We start from the raw sequence: 18,832 nt of genomic DNA, 5'->3' as shown, positions 1-18,832 counted from the left end.
AACTATCAGCTCACTATCTGAGGCAAGAAAACATGACATTCAAACGAACAGACAACAGCACCACATCGCTCATCACACTGAACCAACGACCAACGCTTTGGGCACGTCGCCCTCTGTTTTTAGCGGTCGCCATGGCACTAACGCTGAGTGCTTGCAGTGATAACGACGATGATTCATCGAACATGGATACTGACACTGGCAACACGGATATGAGTATCCCAACCGGTCGCTTTGCTATTGCCATGAACGATGGCCAAAGCGCTGGCAGCGTCAGCGTCTTCTCTCCCGATCTTGCGACCATGAGCCAGACATTGGCAACTGGCGCCAATCAAGGACTCAGCGCAACTTCCGACGGCACTTTGTACCAGAATGCTGACACAGCAGGTAGTGAAGGTATTCGTGCAATCAATCGAGCTGCCTACCGTGCAGACATGGACAGCTTCGGTGCCAACGACCGCATCATCGGCAGCACTGCAGGCAAAGGCTTGTTCGCACTACCCGCGATGGGCCTGCTGGCCTCATGTGACATTACCGACGATCAGGCAGATCTGAAGTTTTTCTCTACAACAGCGGGTGAACAAGCCCAAGCCGTCAGCAGCATTAACCTTCCGGCCAGCTGCTGGGATGGCTTTCATTCAGAATCCGAAGACAAGCTCTACCTGGCATTGACCAATGGCACTCTGGCTGTAATCGACGATGTCAGCCAGCTTGATCTGACCGGCAGCGTCACCCTGGGCGAAGATGCCATCAGCCGCCTTATCACGGTTATTGGCGATGATGGCGTACAGCAGTCGATCAACTTTCATGGCGTTTCAGCAGAAAATGGTACGGTGCTCGTCTCTGACATCGGCAGTGCAGACTCAGCAAGCGACGGCGCACTCTACGTGTTCTCAGATGACGGAACACTGGATGGCGAAGTCACTGCAACACCCATCGCTGGACCAGCGACCCTGCTTGGCAATCCGGTGGATGTCGTGCTCCTGGATGGCAACGCTATCGTTGCTGAAAAATCCAATGATGCCATCCTTGTTTTCAATGGTGTAAGCGAGCTGAGTGGAGATATCGCCCCCAGCTACCAGATGGCGTTTACAAAACCTGAGTCCATCGTCTCACTGGGAATGAACGAAACTATCCAGGATACATCTGACATCGTCAGTGGCGATAGTGTTTCCAGGCTGTTGGTCAGCCAGAATCCTGGCCCACAGCAGGATACAGGCACCGGTGCCGACAATGATAATGTAGGACGTATCGCTGTCATAGAAGAGCCTTCTGTCACAGGCGTTGCGGACACCGGCCTTGCCATTTCAGTAGCCAGTGTTACAGGTGATCCGGGCCAGCAATCATTTCGCACTCTGGAAAACATCCAGCTTGATTCAAGTGGTAACGGCTATGTGGTATTTGATATCACCGATGGCACCACCGTCACTGACAAAGGCATACTGGCAATAAATGGAGCCGCCAACCGAGATAACACCGACAACAATTCGAACAATTATGATCGTGTTATCGGTGGAGCCAACTCAGGACTGACTAGTCCCAAAGGCATCGAAGTTGTAGGTGAGCAAGGTGCTCTTATCATTTCCGATACAGGCAGTGATAGCGTTGCCGCAAGTCTGGTTGTTTTATCCACGAATGCAGGTAGCGATGCCATGCCGATGTTCACCGTCATGGATACCGGTGATGCCACTATCTGGGATACAGATTATGACGCCGCAAACGATAGATTGTATGCAGCTGGTACCGGTGGTGATGTACTCGTTTATGACAACTTTTTTGCCATGGGCGCCAGTGCGACACCCACCAGAAGCTTTCGAATTGCTGCCGACGGTGTCACCAGCAACATTCATGGCATCGTTCATGATGAAGCAACTGATACAGTAATGGCTACAGATGTTGGTGATGCAGCAAGCGCCACTGATGGATCTTTTTATATCATCGACACAGCCTCAACCGCCACTGGCGTAGTTACCCCCGTTGCAACCATTGCAGGCCCCTTGTCCATGCTTGGCAATCCGGTGGATATCGCTTTTGATGGGTCCAGTGTGTACATCGCAGAAAAATCGAATGACCGCGTCCTGGTCTATCGTAATGTATCGGCTCTGCAGGGCACCATGGATCAGGCAGCTGACGAATCCATCGCAATCAGCAAGCCTGAATCTGTCGCTTTGCAACTTCAGTGATTTTTTATTAACTGGCGGGGATTACCTCGGCCATGAACACTCAGGCAGCTATGAGCAACTGAGCTTGATGCAGGCATAAGATGATGCATGCTGCGTGTATATCGGAATGGGTTCATGCCTTAATGGCAGGCATGGATCCATCCCTCATTCCCGGCAGACTATGCAGGTTTTCTTCAATTGACGAGGAAAGACAATGAATCAGCTCATCCGCAACCCCGTATATTCTCAAGCGTTGCCAACACCACAGTGGTCCTGGCAAAGAATTCATTTACTGGTTTGTATCCTGTCAGTTCTCGCTGTGTCAGCGACGGTGTACGGTCCCAGAGTAAGTGCGAGCTCTGATGTTCATTCAGAACTGAATTCAGACATCCCGACCCCGGCAGCAGCCTTGTCTGATACTGCAAGCTTAGCCAACCACAGTTCTTCATTCGAGCTACCGTCCATCGCCAAAGAAGTCGACGCAGACCACCTGTCCCCGCAAACAGAGCTTATTACCCGATTAGGCGCAGTGAACTCGGCTCGCATTGTCATGCACGCCACCGAATCAACGGCGCGCCTGGCAGGACAGATATCGACCCTTTTCTCCGCTCTGGGAGCCGATCAGGTACAACAACGTATCGTTGACACCGTACCCGAGCACAACCAGATTCGGTACTACCATCCAGCTGATCGGGAGGCCGGACAAGTGGTTGGTGACGTCATGAGGCTGGTGTTCGATGACATATCCATCGAAGATTTTGAAGACTACCAGCCATCCCCTTCTGAAGGATTAATTGAAATCTGGCTACGTTGACCAACGTCCTGTGTGAACGGTTCGACTAACCCCAAACACTCGCAACTACGTATTATTACCGTCAGAAATCAGTGACACCGGTCTCACTACATGCTTTTATACCCTCACTGAACCGGCAACGTAATTACCGCATGAGACAGGCTTGCAGTAACGACGTTGATGAGCATCAGATTACTGCAAAAAATATCAATCTCGCAGAGGACTATATCGCATGAAGAAAATAATCTCCGTACTGTTCGCCCTGGCCGCCTTGACCTTCTCAAGCGTCAACGCAGCCGAACTGGGTTCTGTAGAGAATCTCCGAGCCGAAGGCAATGAACTGATCTGGGACTCTCTGGAAGGCGCCACAGGCTACAACATATATTTCGACTACCGCTACTACGATACCGTCAAAGGCAAAGAGCAATACACATTGAGCGACAATGGACAGTACAACGTTGTTCCCTTTGATGATGCAGGCAACTTCGGCACAACGAATTATCTGAACAATGTTGATTTTACGGTTGACGAGAGTACTGATAGTACTGGCAGTCAATATACAGAAAACGGCTACACCATTACCGTCCACAAAACCTGCACGAATGTAGGCCCGGGTGAATCCTGTCTGGCCGCCTGCCCTAACGTTTATCAAGGGGCTTATCAGGAGTTATATACAAAGTATATGTCTGGCGGTGCCTGCTCCACGTCCGACATTGTTGAGGCGGATGCTTTTGTCTCGGACAACACTTACAAATGTACGGTTCCTACGTTCTCAGGTGAGGTTGTAGCACAAGCAATCTGTGTCACTTTCTAATACCGTTAGCCATCAAGACAGCTGATTGCAATAACGCTGCGTTGAATCATGAAAAGGGTTGTTGCTGACAATAACGACCTTTTTTTGGTGCAAAGACGAACTTTAGGGATCGTGAAACAACCCCTTAGATAAATCTTCATAACATTCTGCCAAGACCTTGAATACCTCATCTTGCAGGTTCAAATATCGTAGTCGTAAAACTAGCATTTAGTATAGGAAGCGTAAAAAACATCTTCCTGAATAGGTTCCGCTATTGCATTTTTTTTAGAGATGCCCATCAAAATCATCCTGTTGAAATCACATCAAGTTTTCGACTAATTATTTAGATGATGTAACTCACATATCTGTTAGTACCCGGTGCTTTTAGCTTCACTAGCGCCATTGCCTGTATTACTCTTTGGTAACTTAAGTAAGTTGAGGAGGTGGGATGTCGAACCTACAGTTAGCCGACTATGCAGAAGCACTTTACGCTGCCAACGACTTGGACTCGGCTTTCCGCGCGTTAGAGAAGGAAGTTCACAAACTCGGTTTTGATGATCTTCTGTATTCCTATATTCCCGGTGCCGTACTCGAAGAAAACTCTCCTTTCCAGCCACTGTTCCAGGTGTCCAGCACATTCTCTGTAGATTTACTGAGTTACTACGCCGAAGCGCGACTGGACCGGGACGACCCACTTATCAAGGCTATTAGAGACGGCATTTCGGCTCCTGTACATTGGTGGGGCAGCACCTGTAAATCCTATACGGATGCTGACGCCAGAAGTCGCGAGGTCATGAATGTGTCACGTGACTATGGACTCTACGATGGAGTGACTTTACCGCTGCTTTGCGGACCTGTTGCGATAGCAGGTGCCAGTTTTATAAGCAAAGACAAGACCGGTAGCCAGGCACTACTGCGTCAACACTCTCGCTCACCAATGCTGAACTCAATGACGCGAATGTTCCACAATCTGGTATCTGCCAACACAGGCTTCCTCTGTCACTTTACACGGCCCGTGTTTGGCTCTCTGAATGAACTTGAGATTCAATATCTAGCAGGATTGGCCTCCGGAAAAAGTCAGGCAGAAATGGCCGGCAAGTTGAATCGTTCTGAGAAATACCTGGAGCAGGTCATGCTCAAGATACGGCGCAAGGTATCAGGCGTTGGCCCAATAGACCCGCCTACCATCAACCGGAATCAGCTGCTTTACTATGCAGGCCTGGCGAATATCATCGCTTATTCTGACAAGCTCACTTTCTGACGATCGAATCCGGGGTGGGGCAAGCAACCTTGGCAATACCTGCCACTCTATTGAGAAGCTGATTGCACAGTCGCCGGAGTGTATTCGAACAATGGATCAATGAAACTGCTCTTGTGCAGTAATTCGAAATGCAGATGATTTCCACTGGAGCGACCTGTGGAGCCCACATTTCCGATTATCTGTCCTTTGGTGACCGCTGAGCCGACATCCAAGCCATCCGCGAACGCTTGCATATGAGCGTAGGCTGTGAAGAAATCGTTCTCATGCGCTATGCGAATATAGTTGCCATAGCTCTTGCTCTCGTAGAGCTTTGTAATGGTGCCGTTGCCAGCTGCATAGACTGGCGTGCCTGCCGGCGCAGAATAATCAACCCCCTTGTGCTTTTTGGGAATCGGAACTCCGGTAGGGCTGAATCGATACCCATGTCCTGAGGTTAACCTTCCTTCAGCAACAGGCTTTTTCATCAGTGTATGAGGGGCTTCATTAAGCGGATATTTACTCACCACAGCCAAGGCATCGCTCGCTCCATTATTGGCGGAACCAGGGCCTTTTGTCGTTACTTTGTTGATGCCCTCCTGCACACCTTCAGATACCTTGATGAGTCCTTCACGTATATCAGCCGTCGCACAGCCAGCAGCCACGAAGACAGAAAAACTGAACGCCAGAGTATTGCGAACAGAACGAACAGTGGAAGATGGAGCGCTGTGAAGTTTCGAATGCATGGTGAATGGCATGGGCAAGTTACCTTGAATAGCCACTCTTGAAAGAGTACGCAGACTCGCAAAAGTCCCCTGCGTAAATTGGCTGATGAAGCCAACACCCCTCCATAGCGTCGACACTCCCCATAGATTAGGGGAATGCGGCTATACGAGATAGATAGGAAACCCTACTATCCTGTAATCCTGAGCTCCAGCACACAATTCGTGCACACAGAATCGCTGCGTTGCAACAGGTGGCACCTTGAGAACTGCATCACAAAGCACCTGCATTATTCAGCCGAATTGTGATACACGCCTAGCATCCCTTGATAATGTTCAGACGCACCCAGGCTTTAAGGGCTCGTGAAACAAGTCTTTATTGCACGAACCCTGAAACAAACAATACTGCACCGCGCAATTCCAACCACCCACCTATTGGCAAAAGTTGAAATTACGCGGCTTCCTCACTTCACTTGCGTGAAACAGATTCAGCTGGAGCTGGCACTGTCCATGATTTCATTAAACGTTCCGCTAGGACGCATCACCGCTTTGCGCAGCTCAGGATCCGAGAGGTAGTAACCACCAATATCAACGGCCTTGCCTTGTACTTCGGCAAGCTCCTTGACGATCTGCTCTTCTTTGCTGGACAGTTGCTCAAAAAGTGGCTTGAAATGCTCAGCCAGATCCTTATCCGCGCTTTGCTTGACCAGCTCTTCTGCCCAGTAGAGACTCAGATAAAAATGGCTTCCCCGGTTGTCCAGCTCACCTACCTTGCGGGATGGAGACCTGTTGTTGTCCAGTAACCGGCCCGTAGCCGCATCCAGCGTTGAGGCCAGAATCCCGGCTTTGCTGTTGTCAAACTTGAGACTCAGCTCTTCGATGGATGCCGCCAGAGCCAGGAATTCACCCAGTGAATCCCAACGCAGGTGATTCTCTTCCACTAATTGCTGGACGTGCTTCGGCGCAGAACCACCAGCACCGGTCTCAAACAGACCACCACCAGCCATCAACGGTACGATGGAAAGCATCTTGGCACTAGTACCCAATTCGAGTATGGGGAAAAGATCCGTCAGATAATCACGCAGTATATTACCTGTTGCAGAGATTGTATCGAGGCCTCGAACCACTCGCTCCAGCGTGTAACGCATGGCACGGACTTGCGACATGATCTGGATATCGAGGCCTTCGGTATCATGATCCTTGAGGCAGGCTTCGACTTTCTTGATCAGTTCGTTTTCGTGTGGACGGTAAGGGTCCAGCCAGAAAACCACGGGGGTATCAGACTCTCGTGCGCGCCTGACAGCCAGCTTGATCCAATCCTGGATAGGTGCGTCTTTAGTCTGGCACATACGCCAGATATCACCTTCCTCGACACGTTGCTCCAGCAATACTTCACCTGTCTCCACATCTGTGATTCGAGCAACGCCCGGCTCTGAGGTTTCGAATGTCTTGTCGTGCGAGCCGTATTCTTCTGCCTTCTGCGCCATCAATCCGACGTTGGGCACAGTACCCATGGTGACTGGATCGAAGTTGCCATGCCATTTACAGAAATTGATCATTTCCTGATAGATACGGGCGAAAGTGGATTCCGGCATCACCGCCTTGCAGTCATAGAGCTTGCCATCACCGCCCCACATCTGACCACCGGAACGAATCATGGCGGGCATGGAGGCATCGACGATGACATCACTGGGCGAGTGAAAGTTGGTGATTCCTCTGGAGGAGTCCACCATGGCAAGACTTGGACGATGCTCCTGGCAGGCGCGCAGATCGCGTTCGATCTCTTCTCGTTTGGAGGCTGGAAGTTCGGCGATTTTCTCGTACAAAGTCGCCATACCATTGTTGACATTGATACCCAGCTCATCAAACAACTCACCGTGCTTGGCAAATGCGTCCTTGTAATAGATCTTCACCGCATGACCAAAAACAATTGGGTGCGAGACCTTCATCATGGTGGCTTTGACGTGCAGTGAAAACAGAATGCCTGACTGTCGGCAGTCTTCCATCTCGCGCTCGTAGAACTCGCACAGTTCTTTCTTGCTCATGAACATCAGGTCAATGATTTCGCTCTTCAACAACGGAATCTCGGCTTTCAGAACCTCAGTCTTGCCACTATCGGTGACAACTTCCATTTTTACTTTGCGGTCCTTGTCCAGAACCATGGACTGCTCGCCGTCATAGAAATCACCACCATGCATATGAGAAACATGTGTGCGTGACCATTGCTTCCATTCGCTCATGGAATGCGGGTGCTTTCTGGCAAATTCCTTGACCGCCTTAGGGGCTCGACGGTCCGAGTTACCTTCTCGCAGTACCGGGTTGACCGCACTACCGATGATCTTCCCATAGCGAGTTCGCAGCTGTAGCTCTTCATCGGTTTGCGGATCTTCTGGAAAGTCAGGCAAGGCGTAGCCTTTGGCCTGAAGCTCCTTGATGCAGGCTTTCAGTTGTTGTACTGATGCACTGATATTGGGCAACTTGATGATATTGGTATCAGACTCAAGCGTCAGACGAGCCAGTTCAGCAAGATTGTCAGGAACGCGCTGCTCCTCGGTCAGAAACTCGGAAAACTCCCCCAACATCCGAGCTGCCACCGAGATGTCGCTAAGCTCCACATCGATACCGACCGCAGAGGTAAAGGTTCGAATTATCGGGAGCAATGAGGCCGTAGCGAGCAACGGCGCCTCGTCAGTACCGGTGTAGATGATTTTCTGCTTTTTATCTGACATTTTGCTGTGATTCCTTGATCGCTAGCCAAAAGAGAGCGTGTTTTGCGCAGGTAGTATAGACAGAACCAGTACACAGTCGTGACTGAGTCCACCAAATCGAGGTGAGCATCCTTGAATTGTGGCACGCATTCCTCGATTCAGTCCAAATTTCCAGATCGCGTCAGCGGCAGCACATAGATGACATTTTGGAAACAATAGGGTTTTTCCTTATAATGCTAACTTCTGGATCTGACTAGCATCGAATGCAACTGAACACAGCACGGCACATTGATGAACAGCATTGCCACCGTTAACAGATCTGTCAGGCTAAAAAACGACACCTCAAGTCACTCTTTGCCATCGCAGGCAGGTACCGCTGACAAACTGTTACAGCAGCCTTCGGTGATAAAGCAAGTCCCGAGCAAATCGAGCATCTCGCGACACAAATCCTCTCTGGCGATACGCCGCTTCCCGCAAACATTCGCTTTGTCGATGCCGAGAGTCTAGGGGCAACCAATTATGGCGCCTACTCTCCGGAAGATGGTGGAACCATCTATCTTGATGCCCGCCTGCCGGACAAGCCTGCACTATTACAGAACGTCTTCAACGAGGAGCTTGGACATCACCTGGACAGCCCGCTAGGTGGCTATCTTGGCAGCCATAATACTGAATAATGTTGTAGGGGTTCCAGAACCGCTTGCTGTTCTAGCGTTTCTGTTGCTCGCTGTCTGTGCGATTCACTACCGCTATCAACTCCGATATCCAAATTGCGACCGCAAGATAGGTTCAAAGGTGGCATGGTGGCGCCGTAGATGCCAGCATTGTAGTATTGAAGTTTTCAAAGACTGACTCCTGAAGAAATGAAGTTTTGCGCACGGTCATGGATGTGCTCTATCTCCACGGGGAAGTACAGGCAGAATTAGCACATCAGGACGCAATTGGTTCAAGTGCGGCAGGTATAGCATGGACAGTAGCGAACACAGTCGGTATCAGGCACTACTAAATCCATGGTATGCATTTTTTGATTGTGGCGGTCAACCGCTCCCAAGATTGTTATGCTTCCAACGGATATAGCCATCAATTGAAGACCATGCTCATGCCTCTTGAAACAAGAATACCAACCCCATTCAGACGTTACGCAGCCCCGCTTGCATTCTTGGCATCCGTAGTACTTTCATCAGGTGGTGCTTTGGCAGAAGAGATTGGCGATGTCAACGTTGACTGGCTGGGCGGTGACATCAAAATCGAGGCGATAGATGACCCGAAAGTGAAGGGTGTGACCTGCCATGTCTCCTACTTTGATCGCGGACTGCTGGATCGGGTACGTAACGGCCAGATCTTCAGCGACCCCTCCAACTCTGCCATTTCGTGCCGTCAGACCGGACCCATCACCATCGGCGACATAGAAAAAGACGACGGCGGCGAGAAGGTTTTCTCCAAGCGCACATCGTTACTATGGAAGTCGGTTGATGTGACACGGATATACGATGAAGAGCGCAAGACTCTGATCTATCTCTCTCACGCCACCCAGGTGAAAGACGGATCAGCCAAAATGGCTTTATCGACCGTACCACTGTACGGACAAGAGGTGACTTGGGAAGACTAGATAATCTCTACTGAATTTGACGGACCTTTCTTGATTTGACGGGTAAATCTGCAGCCATGCAGATTTACCCGTACAAACATACTCCTGATCAGTCGAGCCTGAAACCCACTTTAAGCTCTACCTGATAGTGAGCAACCTTGCCATCCTCGATGTGTCCACGCACTTGTACAATTTCGAACCAATTGAGATTGTTCAGTGTTTTACTGGCACGCTCAACCGCGTTGCTTACCGCGCCTTCAATGGATTCTGTTGAACTACCAACCAGATCGACTTTCTTGTACACATGACTGTCATCGTTCATTAATATCTCCTTTGCAGTAGGTTCGAGTTACTCGTGGTATCGCATCTTTCAGCACCAAACTACTGCAGACGCGTGGTCATTGGCAATAGCGGTTGTAGAGAATGCATGCTCAATAACCCAAAGTTGCAGCACCCGCCTGACGCGTGTCAGAAAAGCCGAATAGAAAGCCGTTCTCTTTGTCGACCTGGATTGATTGAGTGGAACCCATGACATCTTTCAGATCCACGTCATGACCTTTGGCCTCCAGCAAGGCAATAGTATCCTGACTAATACCCTCCTCCACACGCAGCACATCCGGCAACCATTGGTGATGAATCCTTGGCGCAACCGTTGCCTCGGCGATGTTCATGCCGTGATCGACTACATTGAGAATGACCTGCAGCGTTGTGGTGATAATCCTTGATCCGCCAGGACTACCGGTCACCAGATAGACATCACCATCCTTGAGAACCATGGTCGGACTCATGGAAGACAAGGGTCTTTTACCCGCCTCCACCGCATTGGCATCACCACCGATCAGACCGTAACCGTTAGGCACACCTGGCTTGGCCGAGAAATCATCCATCTCATTATTCATCAGCACACCCGTACCGTCGGCGACCATGCCTGAGCCGTAGGAGAAGTTGATCGTGTATGTGTTGGAAACCGCATTCCCATCCTTGTCCACCACTGAAAAATGCGTTGTCTCATTACTTTCGTAGGGAACAAGGTCAGCAGGTGCAATGGATGCTGAAGGCGTTGTCATGTTCAGGCTGATCTCTTTGCGGGTATCAGCTGCGTATGCTTTGGATGTCAGCTCCGCTACCGGCACATCGACAAAATCAGGATCACCCAGATACTCGGAGCGATCAGCGTAGGCGCGCTTCATGGACTCTGCCATCAGGTGAATAGTTTCCGCCGAGTTATGTCCCAGGAAGCCAAGCGGGTAGCCCTCGAGCGTATTCAGGATTTGCACTATATGCGTGCCGCCAGAGCTTGGTGGTGGCATGGATACGATCTCATAACCTCGATAGTCGCCCGTTACAGGCTCACGAATCTCCACCTTATAATTGGCCAGATCTTCAACACTCATGCCACCACCTGCTTTCTGCACAGATGCCGATATTTTTTCTGCAGTGTCACCCTTGTAAAATCCATCCGGACCTTGCTCTGCAATACGCTTGAGTGTTGCTGCAAGATCCGGCTGCTTCAGAATATCGCCAGGCTCATAGAAGCTGCCATCGTCTTTGTAGAAAATAGCTGCCGATGATGGCCAGGCTTTCAGTCGACTCTCAAGCCCCTTCAAACTGTCAGCAAGATCTGCGGTAACCACAATGCCTTCTTCTGCCAGTTTGACCGCTGGTTGGATGACGTCTGCCAGACTCATGCTGCCATAGGTATCCAGCGCGACTTGCATGCCTGCAACTGTTCCGGGAACACCCACAGCCAGCCCATGAAATCGCGACAATTTACTGTCAGCATCACCGTTGGCATCAAGGTACATGTCACGAGTTGCACTGGCGGGAGCCATTTCACGATAATCAATCGCTTTGGTCTCTCCTGTTTTGGCTTCATGAACCATCATGAATCCACCACCTCCCAGATTGCCTGCACGCGGCAAAGTTACAGCCATGGCTAACGCGATGGCAACACTGGCATCGACGGCATTACCGCCCTTCGCAAGAATGTCCAGACCTATCTGGGCCGCCACTCGCTCCTGCACTGACACCATTGCCTGCCTGGCCCAAACCGGGTGAATCCTGTCAGCGCCACTATAGATTGCAGCTTCCTGTGCCAGTGCCACGGGCGATGAAAGCACCGTTGCAATCAGGCACGCAACCATAGGTATTCGTCTATTCATGTTTCTCTCCCACAAATCGTCACTAATCATTGAAACCTATGCTTTGTCAAGTCATCGGGCATGAGGCCGCTAGTTCCTCACAAAGGGAGAAGTATTCATGAGCCAGCCGAAGCCTGCTGATATGCCAGATAGCGCAGTCATGGCTGATTTTCTGGACGTAACATCGTTCACAGGACCTGCAGGAATTGCGGTGCTCGATAATGCCGGCTGCCTGCTGAGCCAAAATGATCGATTGCTCACGTTGCTGGGCGTCAAAAAACCTGTTGACGACACTCTTGAGACACTCGCGTGTAATCTCGATGCGGCATCTGACGCCAAGCTGCAAACCGCCTTGGTATCCCCGAACGCAGCTGTATTCGATATTCAGAATACACAAGGCCTCACCCTGCAGCTGCAACTCGGCAATCTGCGTGCAGATCGACGCCTGCTGACCGCTCTTGATGTCAGCCAGGACAAGACAGACAGGCTGAAAATCGAACTGGATTCACTGACTAATCTGGGCAATCGCCAAGCCCTGGACCGAACTCTGTCTTTACTCGAATCGGACCGTGCCGCTGTCAAGGCATCACAATCTCTGGGCGAGAAGGCGGCCGGCGACGCTATCGTTCTACTGATTGATCTTGACCGTTTCAAAAGGGTCAATGACACGCTCGGTCATGCCGTGGGTGACGTCTTGCTCAAAATGGTAGCCAGCAGGCTGCGTCGGGTCGTTCGAGACACCGATCATCTCATCAGACTAGGTGGTGACGAATTTTTACTCATCCAGCCGCAAGGCACCACATCCGAGCAACCCGAGAAAGTAGGTAGCCGTATCGTAGAGCTACTCAACAGACCTTTCCTGATTGAAGGTAATCAAGTGAATATTGGCGCACGTATTGGTGTAGCCACTTTTGACGACGAGGTTGAGGATGGAGAAACCTTGCTGAAGAACGCGACGCTGGCCCTGCAGGAGTCCAAATCATCCGCGCTCAACCGAATATGCTTCTTTGAACCTCGCATGGCGCAAGAAGCCCATGAGCAGCGAGAACTGGAAATAGAACTGCGCCGTGCCCTCGCCTTGCAGCAGTTCCGACTGGTCTACCAACCACAGGTAGAACTTGGCACGGGCAGACTCATGGGGTTTGAAGCCTTGTTGCGCTGGGAGCACCCTGTCCGAGGTTCTATTTCGCCAATGTCATTCGTGCCAATAGCGGAGGAGACCGGCGAAATCCAACGAATTGGTGCCTGGGTGATGCTTGAAGCCTGCCGTCAGGCCTGTCATTGGCCCGATGATCTGACGGTTGCCGTGAACGTATCCCCCCTGCAGTTCGATGACGGCAAACTGGCTGACGTCGTGCAGGATGCTCTTACCCGCAGTGGGCTTGCATCAGCGCGCCTGGAAGTTGAGGTCACCGAAGGCCTGCTCTTCCACAATCCGGAAGCTGCCTTGAATCAATTGACAGTACTCAGGCAGATGGGAGTTGATATTGCCATGGATGATTTTGGCACGGGCTACTCGTCGCTGAGCCACCTGAGTCGATTTCCATTTACCAAGATAAAGATAGACCAGGCTTTTGTGCGAGGCGATGTTGACGAGGGTACTCATGCAATGGTCAATACCATTATCAGCCTGGGAGCCAGCCTGGGCATGAACACGCTGGCAGAAGGTGTCGAAACCAGGGAGCAGTATGATCGTTTGCGAGACGGAGGCTGCGACGCGGTTCAGGGGTATCTTATTTCGCGCCCGATGGAGGCCTCATCGATTGTCCCTTTTCTGGACGACTACAGTCAGCAAACTGGCTTTAGCAGGACGGGAACATGAAAGATTCACTGGTTCGAGTGGTGTACGTTAGCCGCAATACCATCACGGGTGACGATGAACACATCTCTCGGGAAGTCGTAAAAATACTCGATAGTGCACGAGCTTCAAATGCCAGCTCGGGAGTTACTGGCGCACTTATGTTCAATCGAGGTCTGTTCGCCCAGGTACTTGAAGGCCCACCGGATAGGGTGGAACAAACCTTCGAGCGTATACAGTGTGACGAGCGCCATGCTGAGGTGTCCCTGCTCGCATACGATGTGATTACTGAACGAAGCTTCAATCAGTGGTCAATGGCCTATCTTGGAGCAAAGTCCGGAAGGCCAGCCAAGTTGCTCGATCTTGCACAAGATACTGGATTTGACCCTAAACGACTTGATGGCAATGAAGTACATGCGGCGCTACAGGCCATGTTGCTGGAAGCTGATCATTAGGCACGGCCAGATAGAACAAGCAGCACTCATGATTCAGAGTGACTGACAAGCTGTCTGTTACAGAGGGTGATCAAAATACGGTACAGTCTTTCAAACAGATGAGCTAAACCGGCAACCCTCAGCACAATTCCCCCTCATGCCTTCCGTATCGAACACACCCGTCAAGTTGTCCCCCATCGCCGAGCAAGTAGCTGAGTGCTACGCTCTTGTCTACCCCGAAGCCCCCGGACGCTCCAAAGCGCTGCAGTGGATCAATCGCGCACGCAAAGCAACCACCGGTGAGAGCGGCTTTAAATCTACGCAACTGAACGAAGCCATCGAGGAACTCGTCGCAGCCCAGGTGTTGCTCCCTTCTGTCGAAGGCGTACGAGGCGTTGCAGCCCGGGGACCTCTTGCCCTGCTCGGCAACCTCACGCGATTTTGTGTCAGTGCGCATGAGCGCGGCACAGCTAAGCTCATTCTCAACGAGCTGGAGCAGAGCAGCCACGGCCCTGGCTATGGCTCCCACTACAGTTACCGGCCCAATTTCAACTCCTTCGAACATCTCGAACAACAAGTACGCCTGGCACTCATTGGTGACACCTTTGAGCGACTTGCCAACGAGAGGTTACCCGCGCATATCTGGATATGGTTGACAGAGCCGCGCGCCAAGCCCTATCTGGAACGCCTGCCTATGGAGCATCGGCAAGTAGCCTGCACATTCGGGCTCTCGTATCTGATCCATTTTCTGCACCCCACCCAGGAGTTTGCAAAGAGCTGCGAAAGCGTTGCACCCAATGAGCGCGACAGGGCATTTCTGGCCAGAGTGTATGCCTTTCAAGGCAAGTTCAAAAAGGCCATTACGCTCATAAAAAGCATCGAGCTCAAAAGCCCTCAGATCAAGCACGTTCAGATGGAATGTCAGGCCCTGCGCGCCATGATCTCCACCCTGAAAGGTGACGATCAAGCGGCTCTGGCAAGCATTGAAGCGACACTCGAAATCGAAAGAAACGGATCCAGAAAGCGCATTCTGTACCCCGACACTCTGTGCTTCAGCATCGCCCTGTTTTCACTAGTACGTCTGGATACCACTGAATCGCGAGCTTTATTGAAGTCGCTGATTGCCGCGCGTACAAAACTCAAGATCGAATCCGACATGGATCTGCTCTTGCTCGCCGCCGAGAACGCAGACAAGCCAGTCTCACATTCAGGCAGCTTCTATGTGCCCGGCTCTCCCTCCATCATCAGTGCCCTGTATGCCATTGCCTCGCGCTGGCACTCTAACTACAACTATCCAGAAAGCCACACAGGTATCCATTACTGGCTACAGATGATCACAAGACAGGCCAGCCAGAGTGGTTACCACTGGGTAGTAGCCGAATTGCAGACGGTGCTGGAAGCAAGCTTTACTAACTCCGAACAACTGGAACCCGACATTCGCGCACTGTTTGCAGAGCAGTCTGCCAACGCTCGGCGGGAGGCAATGGGAGCTCAGAGTCTGACGCATCTGGTAACGCCCATAGAACCATGGGAATACTCCCTGCGTGAGCTCGAACAACTGGCACTCAAATCCAAAAGGCCTGAAACACAGAAGAAAAAGGATACTACCGCCAAGGCAAGGCGACTGATATGGCAACTGTCCGACCATCACGGCAGCGCTGTCGAAGTCACACCGGTTGAACAGACTCGCGGCAAGAATGGTGAATGGTCATCTGGCAGGCGTGTTGCTCTGAAGCGCCTGCTTGAGCAAGCAGATACCATGGAGCACCTGATCGATCAGGACCTCAAGGCCAGCCGATCAATTCAGAAGGTAGCCTCTTACGGATGGGGAGGCGCTACAACTTACGAGACTACCCAGAGAACAACCTATCAACTGGTTGGACATCCCGGCGTCTACGACCCACAGGGTGAACGGGTTGATGTCGTTGAACGCCCACCGGTGCTGCACCTCAGCGAAGCTGATGGCACCATTCGACTGATCGTGGAACCCGAACTCAAGAGTGGTCATTATCTGAGTGAACTGGACGCCGGCAATCGTCGTCTGAATGTCACTCACTTCACCGCTGCACACAGACGTATCGATGAGGCCATACCCGCGGCCGGCCTGCGAGTCCCCAGCAATGCAAGCGATCGCCTGCACAGTTTGCTTAACTCACTAGCGGGCGATATTTCGGTACAGGGCGATACTGATGTCGCTGAGGATTCCCTGGTCGAAGGCGACTCCGCCCCCTTACTCGCCATCGAACCTTTCGGCAGCTCCCTGCGTGTACGGATACGAGTCGAACCACTCCCGGCATCAGGTACCTTCTTCGATGCAGGCACGGGTGGCTCGGTTGTTTATGTGCAAACAGCAACAGGCTCCCAATCCGTACAACGCGACCTGGACATGGAGAATACCCATGTACAGAATATGGTCATGCAATCATCAGTGCTTGCCAGTCACTACGATGGCCGACCTCATATGGTACTCGACGAAACTCTTGACGCCCTTGAGTTACTCGAAGAGGCGCAAGAAGCCGGCATACGCTGCCTGTGGCCTGAAGAGCTACCATTTCGCATCAAGGCCCGGGCCAACGTCAAACAGGTCAACCTGAGCGTTAAAAGCGGTAAGGACTGGTTCACAGCCAGTGGTTCCCTGGCACTGGGCGACACGGGCGAAGATCTGACACTTGAGCGCCTGCTAAAACTAGTGACAGAGCAACCAGGTACCCGCTTCATCGAGCTTGGCAACGGGGACTTCGTCTCACTCTCTACAACGCTGAAACAGCAACTGGACACCCTGCAGGCCTTCTCGCGTCCGAAGCGTGATGACTCATCCGCACCACAAATACATCCCATGGCACTACTGGCTCTGGATCCTCTTATCGACAATGCCACCATCAAGGCTGACAAAACCTGGAAGCAGCTACGGCAACGTATCAGCGATGCTCTCACGCAAACACCGACTGTACCGGCGGCCCTGCAGGCCGAGTTGCGTACTTACCAGCAGGAAGGTTTTGCCTGGCTTGCACAACTAGGCCAGATAGGCGCCGGAGCATGCCTGGCCGACGATATGGGTCTGGGCAAGACGGTCCAGGCGCTGGCGGTACTGCTGTCACGCGCAGAAGGCGGCCCAACACTGGTGGTCGCTCCTACTTCGGTGGTCGGCAACTGGCTGCAGGAAGCTCAGCGGTTCGCCCCGTCTCTGAAGATGCTCGTCTATGCCGATATTACTCAGCAACGCCATGCAATGCTGACTGACATTTCTGCCTTCGATGTCGTTGTTATCAGCTATGGATTACTGGTCAATGATATTGAGTATCTGGAGAAAGTGCATTGGCATAGCGTCGTACTCGACGAGGCACAATCAATCAAGAATGCGGCAACACGACGCGCCAAATGCGCCAGACAACTGCATGCCGACTTTCGCATCGTCACTACCGGCACACCCGTACAAAACAATCTGATGGACCTGCATTCCCTGTTCGCATTTCTCAACCCACAACTGCTGGGCAGCGAAACAGCATTCCGTCGACGCTTCGCCCTGCCGATCACGCGTGACAACGATCTTCATGCCAGAGAGCAATTGCAAATGGTGGTGTCGCCCTTTTTGCTACGTCGACACAAACGCGATGTCCTGAAGGAGCTGCCCGCTCGCACCGAAATAACACTGGACGTCAAACTCTCTGGCGAAGAAGCCCTGCTATACGAAACCATACGCCAGGAAGCATTGGCATCACTCGAACAGGGCAGCTCCGAGTCGCAGGATATTGGCAAGCAGAAGTTCATCATTCTGTCCTATCTGACCAAGCTTCGACGCCTGTGCTGCAACCCATCACTTGTTTCACCCGGCTGGACCGGTCCCACGTCCAAGCTTGACGTGTTTTCCGACACACTGGCAGAGCTTATTGCCAGCGGTCACAAGGCCTTGGTGTTCTCACAATTTGTTGATCACCTTAAAATTATCGAGCAACATCTGATAGCACAATCCATCAGCTATCAATACATTGATGGCAGCGTACCTGCCAAACAACGTACCTCACGTGTCAGCGCATTCCAGGGAGGGGTCGGAGATGTGTTTTTGATATCACTCACGGCCGGTGGAACCGGATTGAATCTGACTGCAGCGGATTACGTTATTCATCTGGACCCTTGGTGGAATCCTGCCGTAGAGGACCAGGCATCCGATCGCGCGCATCGTCTCGGTCAGCAACGCCCGGTGACGATCGTACGCATGGTGACAACCGGGACCATCGAGGAACAGATACAAGTGCTGCATGGTAGCAAACGAGATCTTGCCGACTCGGTACTGGCAGGTGCAGACAGTCCGGCATTTGATACTGACACGATGATTCGATTATTGAAAGGGAGTGCTGACTAGTAGCACTCCCACGCAATAATTAGGAGGAGGACTAGTAGCCCTCCAACTGGATCATTGCGGGTTCAGAGCCACCGGAAACGATAGCTTGTTGTTTCACGAGCC

12 protein-coding genes are annotated in these 18,832 nt (G+C 51.7%); 8 read left to right on the top strand and 4 right to left on the bottom strand.

What is annotated here, in order from left to right; all coding sequences use genetic code 11:
• Window positions 1–32: 32 nt before the first annotated feature.
• From IMCC3135_RS03315 to IMCC3135_RS03300, 4 genes are all read left to right on the top strand, one after another.
• Entirely contained in the window at window positions 33–2,180 is a 2,148-nt protein-coding gene (locus IMCC3135_RS03315; RefSeq protein WP_088916293.1) for an autotransporter outer membrane beta-barrel domain-containing protein, read from the top strand.
• A 193-nt stretch (window positions 2,181–2,373) separates the two neighbouring features.
• Window positions 2,374–2,973 carry a hypothetical protein gene (locus IMCC3135_RS03310; protein WP_088916292.1) on the top strand — a complete coding sequence of 200 codons (600 nt, stop codon included), beginning with the start codon at window positions 2,374–2,376 and terminating at the stop codon, window positions 2,971–2,973.
• A gap of 211 nt (window positions 2,974–3,184) precedes the next feature.
• A complete protein-coding gene (locus tag IMCC3135_RS03305; RefSeq protein ID WP_088916291.1) occupies window positions 3,185–3,766 on the top strand; it encodes a hypothetical protein in 582 nt (193 codons plus the stop codon).
• 427 nt (window positions 3,767–4,193) lie between these two features.
• A complete protein-coding gene (locus IMCC3135_RS03300) occupies window positions 4,194–5,006 on the top strand; it encodes an autoinducer binding domain-containing protein (RefSeq protein WP_088916290.1) in 813 nt (270 codons plus the stop codon).
• Between the two features lie 47 nt (window positions 5,007–5,053).
• Here the strand turns inward: IMCC3135_RS03300 and IMCC3135_RS03295 are convergent, their stop codons facing one another.
• Entirely contained in the window at window positions 5,054–5,740 is a 687-nt protein-coding gene (locus IMCC3135_RS03295; protein WP_088916289.1) for a M23 family metallopeptidase, read from the bottom strand.
• Window positions 5,741–6,192: 452 nt separating this feature from the next.
• Window positions 6,193–8,433 (bottom strand): NADP-dependent isocitrate dehydrogenase, encoded by a 2,241-nt coding sequence (locus IMCC3135_RS03290; RefSeq protein WP_088916288.1) that lies wholly within the window; start codon window positions 8,431–8,433, stop codon window positions 6,193–6,195.
• Window positions 8,434–9,568: 1,135 nt separating this feature from the next.
• Between IMCC3135_RS03290 and IMCC3135_RS03285 the strand changes: the two genes are divergently transcribed.
• Window positions 9,569–10,018: a CreA family protein gene (locus tag IMCC3135_RS03285; RefSeq protein ID WP_236994738.1), complete on the top strand. Its 450-nt coding sequence runs from the start codon at window positions 9,569–9,571 to the stop codon at window positions 10,016–10,018.
• An 88-nt stretch (window positions 10,019–10,106) separates the two neighbouring features.
• On the opposite strand, the gene IMCC3135_RS03280 is transcribed toward IMCC3135_RS03285, so the two are convergent.
• Both IMCC3135_RS03280 and ggt read right to left on the bottom strand, forming a co-directional pair.
• Window positions 10,107–10,319, bottom strand: a complete 213-nt coding sequence (locus tag IMCC3135_RS03280) for a dodecin (protein ID WP_088916287.1) — start codon at window positions 10,317–10,319, stop codon at window positions 10,107–10,109.
• A gap of 109 nt (window positions 10,320–10,428) precedes the next feature.
• Complete coding sequence (gene ggt / locus IMCC3135_RS03275) at window positions 10,429–12,159, bottom strand: gamma-glutamyltransferase (protein ID WP_088916286.1); 1,731 nt, start codon at window positions 12,157–12,159, stop codon at window positions 10,429–10,431.
• A 97-nt stretch (window positions 12,160–12,256) separates the two neighbouring features.
• Here ggt and IMCC3135_RS03270 point away from each other — a divergent pair, with 97 nt between their 5' ends.
• From IMCC3135_RS03270 to IMCC3135_RS03260, 3 genes are all read left to right on the top strand, one after another.
• A complete protein-coding gene (locus IMCC3135_RS03270) occupies window positions 12,257–13,960 on the top strand; it encodes a putative bifunctional diguanylate cyclase/phosphodiesterase (RefSeq protein WP_088916285.1) in 1,704 nt (567 codons plus the stop codon).
• Window positions 13,957–14,391 (top strand): BLUF domain-containing protein, encoded by a 435-nt coding sequence (locus IMCC3135_RS03265; RefSeq protein WP_088916284.1) that lies wholly within the window; start codon window positions 13,957–13,959, stop codon window positions 14,389–14,391. The genes IMCC3135_RS03270 and IMCC3135_RS03265 overlap by 4 nt, the downstream gene beginning before the upstream one ends.
• 136 nt (window positions 14,392–14,527) lie before the next feature.
• Window positions 14,528–18,730: a DEAD/DEAH box helicase gene (locus tag IMCC3135_RS03260; RefSeq protein WP_088916283.1), complete on the top strand. Its 4,203-nt coding sequence runs from the start codon at window positions 14,528–14,530 to the stop codon at window positions 18,728–18,730.
• Window positions 18,731–18,832: the final 102 nt, after the last annotated feature.

The organism is Granulosicoccus antarcticus IMCC3135, assembly GCF_002215215.1.
Lineage (GTDB): Bacteria > Pseudomonadota > Gammaproteobacteria > Granulosicoccales > Granulosicoccaceae > Granulosicoccus > Granulosicoccus antarcticus.
The sequence above is the reverse complement of the archived record's forward strand: the minus strand, read 5'-3'. Positions and strand labels throughout refer to the sequence as shown.

Coding starts and splice junctions, on each gene's coding strand:
- IMCC3135_RS03300 (WP_088916290.1), top strand. CDS start 4,194: ATGTCGAACCTACAGTTAGCCGACTATGCAGAAGCACTTTACGCTGCC.
- IMCC3135_RS03280 (WP_088916287.1), bottom strand. CDS start 10,319: ATGAACGATGACAGTCATGTGTACAAGAAAGTCGATCTGGTTGGTAGT.
- IMCC3135_RS03305 (WP_088916291.1), top strand. CDS start 3,185: ATGAAGAAAATAATCTCCGTACTGTTCGCCCTGGCCGCCTTGACCTTC.
- IMCC3135_RS03295 (WP_088916289.1), bottom strand. CDS start 5,740: ATGCCATTCACCATGCATTCGAAACTTCACAGCGCTCCATCTTCCACT.
- IMCC3135_RS03260 (WP_088916283.1), top strand. CDS start 14,528: ATGCCTTCCGTATCGAACACACCCGTCAAGTTGTCCCCCATCGCCGAG.
- IMCC3135_RS03310 (WP_088916292.1), top strand. CDS start 2,374: ATGAATCAGCTCATCCGCAACCCCGTATATTCTCAAGCGTTGCCAACA.
- IMCC3135_RS03315 (WP_088916293.1), top strand. CDS start 33: ATGACATTCAAACGAACAGACAACAGCACCACATCGCTCATCACACTG.
- ggt (WP_088916286.1), bottom strand. CDS start 12,159: ATGAATAGACGAATACCTATGGTTGCGTGCCTGATTGCAACGGTGCTT.
- IMCC3135_RS03265 (WP_088916284.1), top strand. CDS start 13,957: ATGAAAGATTCACTGGTTCGAGTGGTGTACGTTAGCCGCAATACCATC.
- IMCC3135_RS03270 (WP_088916285.1), top strand. CDS start 12,257: ATGAGCCAGCCGAAGCCTGCTGATATGCCAGATAGCGCAGTCATGGCT.
- IMCC3135_RS03290 (WP_088916288.1), bottom strand. CDS start 8,433: ATGTCAGATAAAAAGCAGAAAATCATCTACACCGGTACTGACGAGGCG.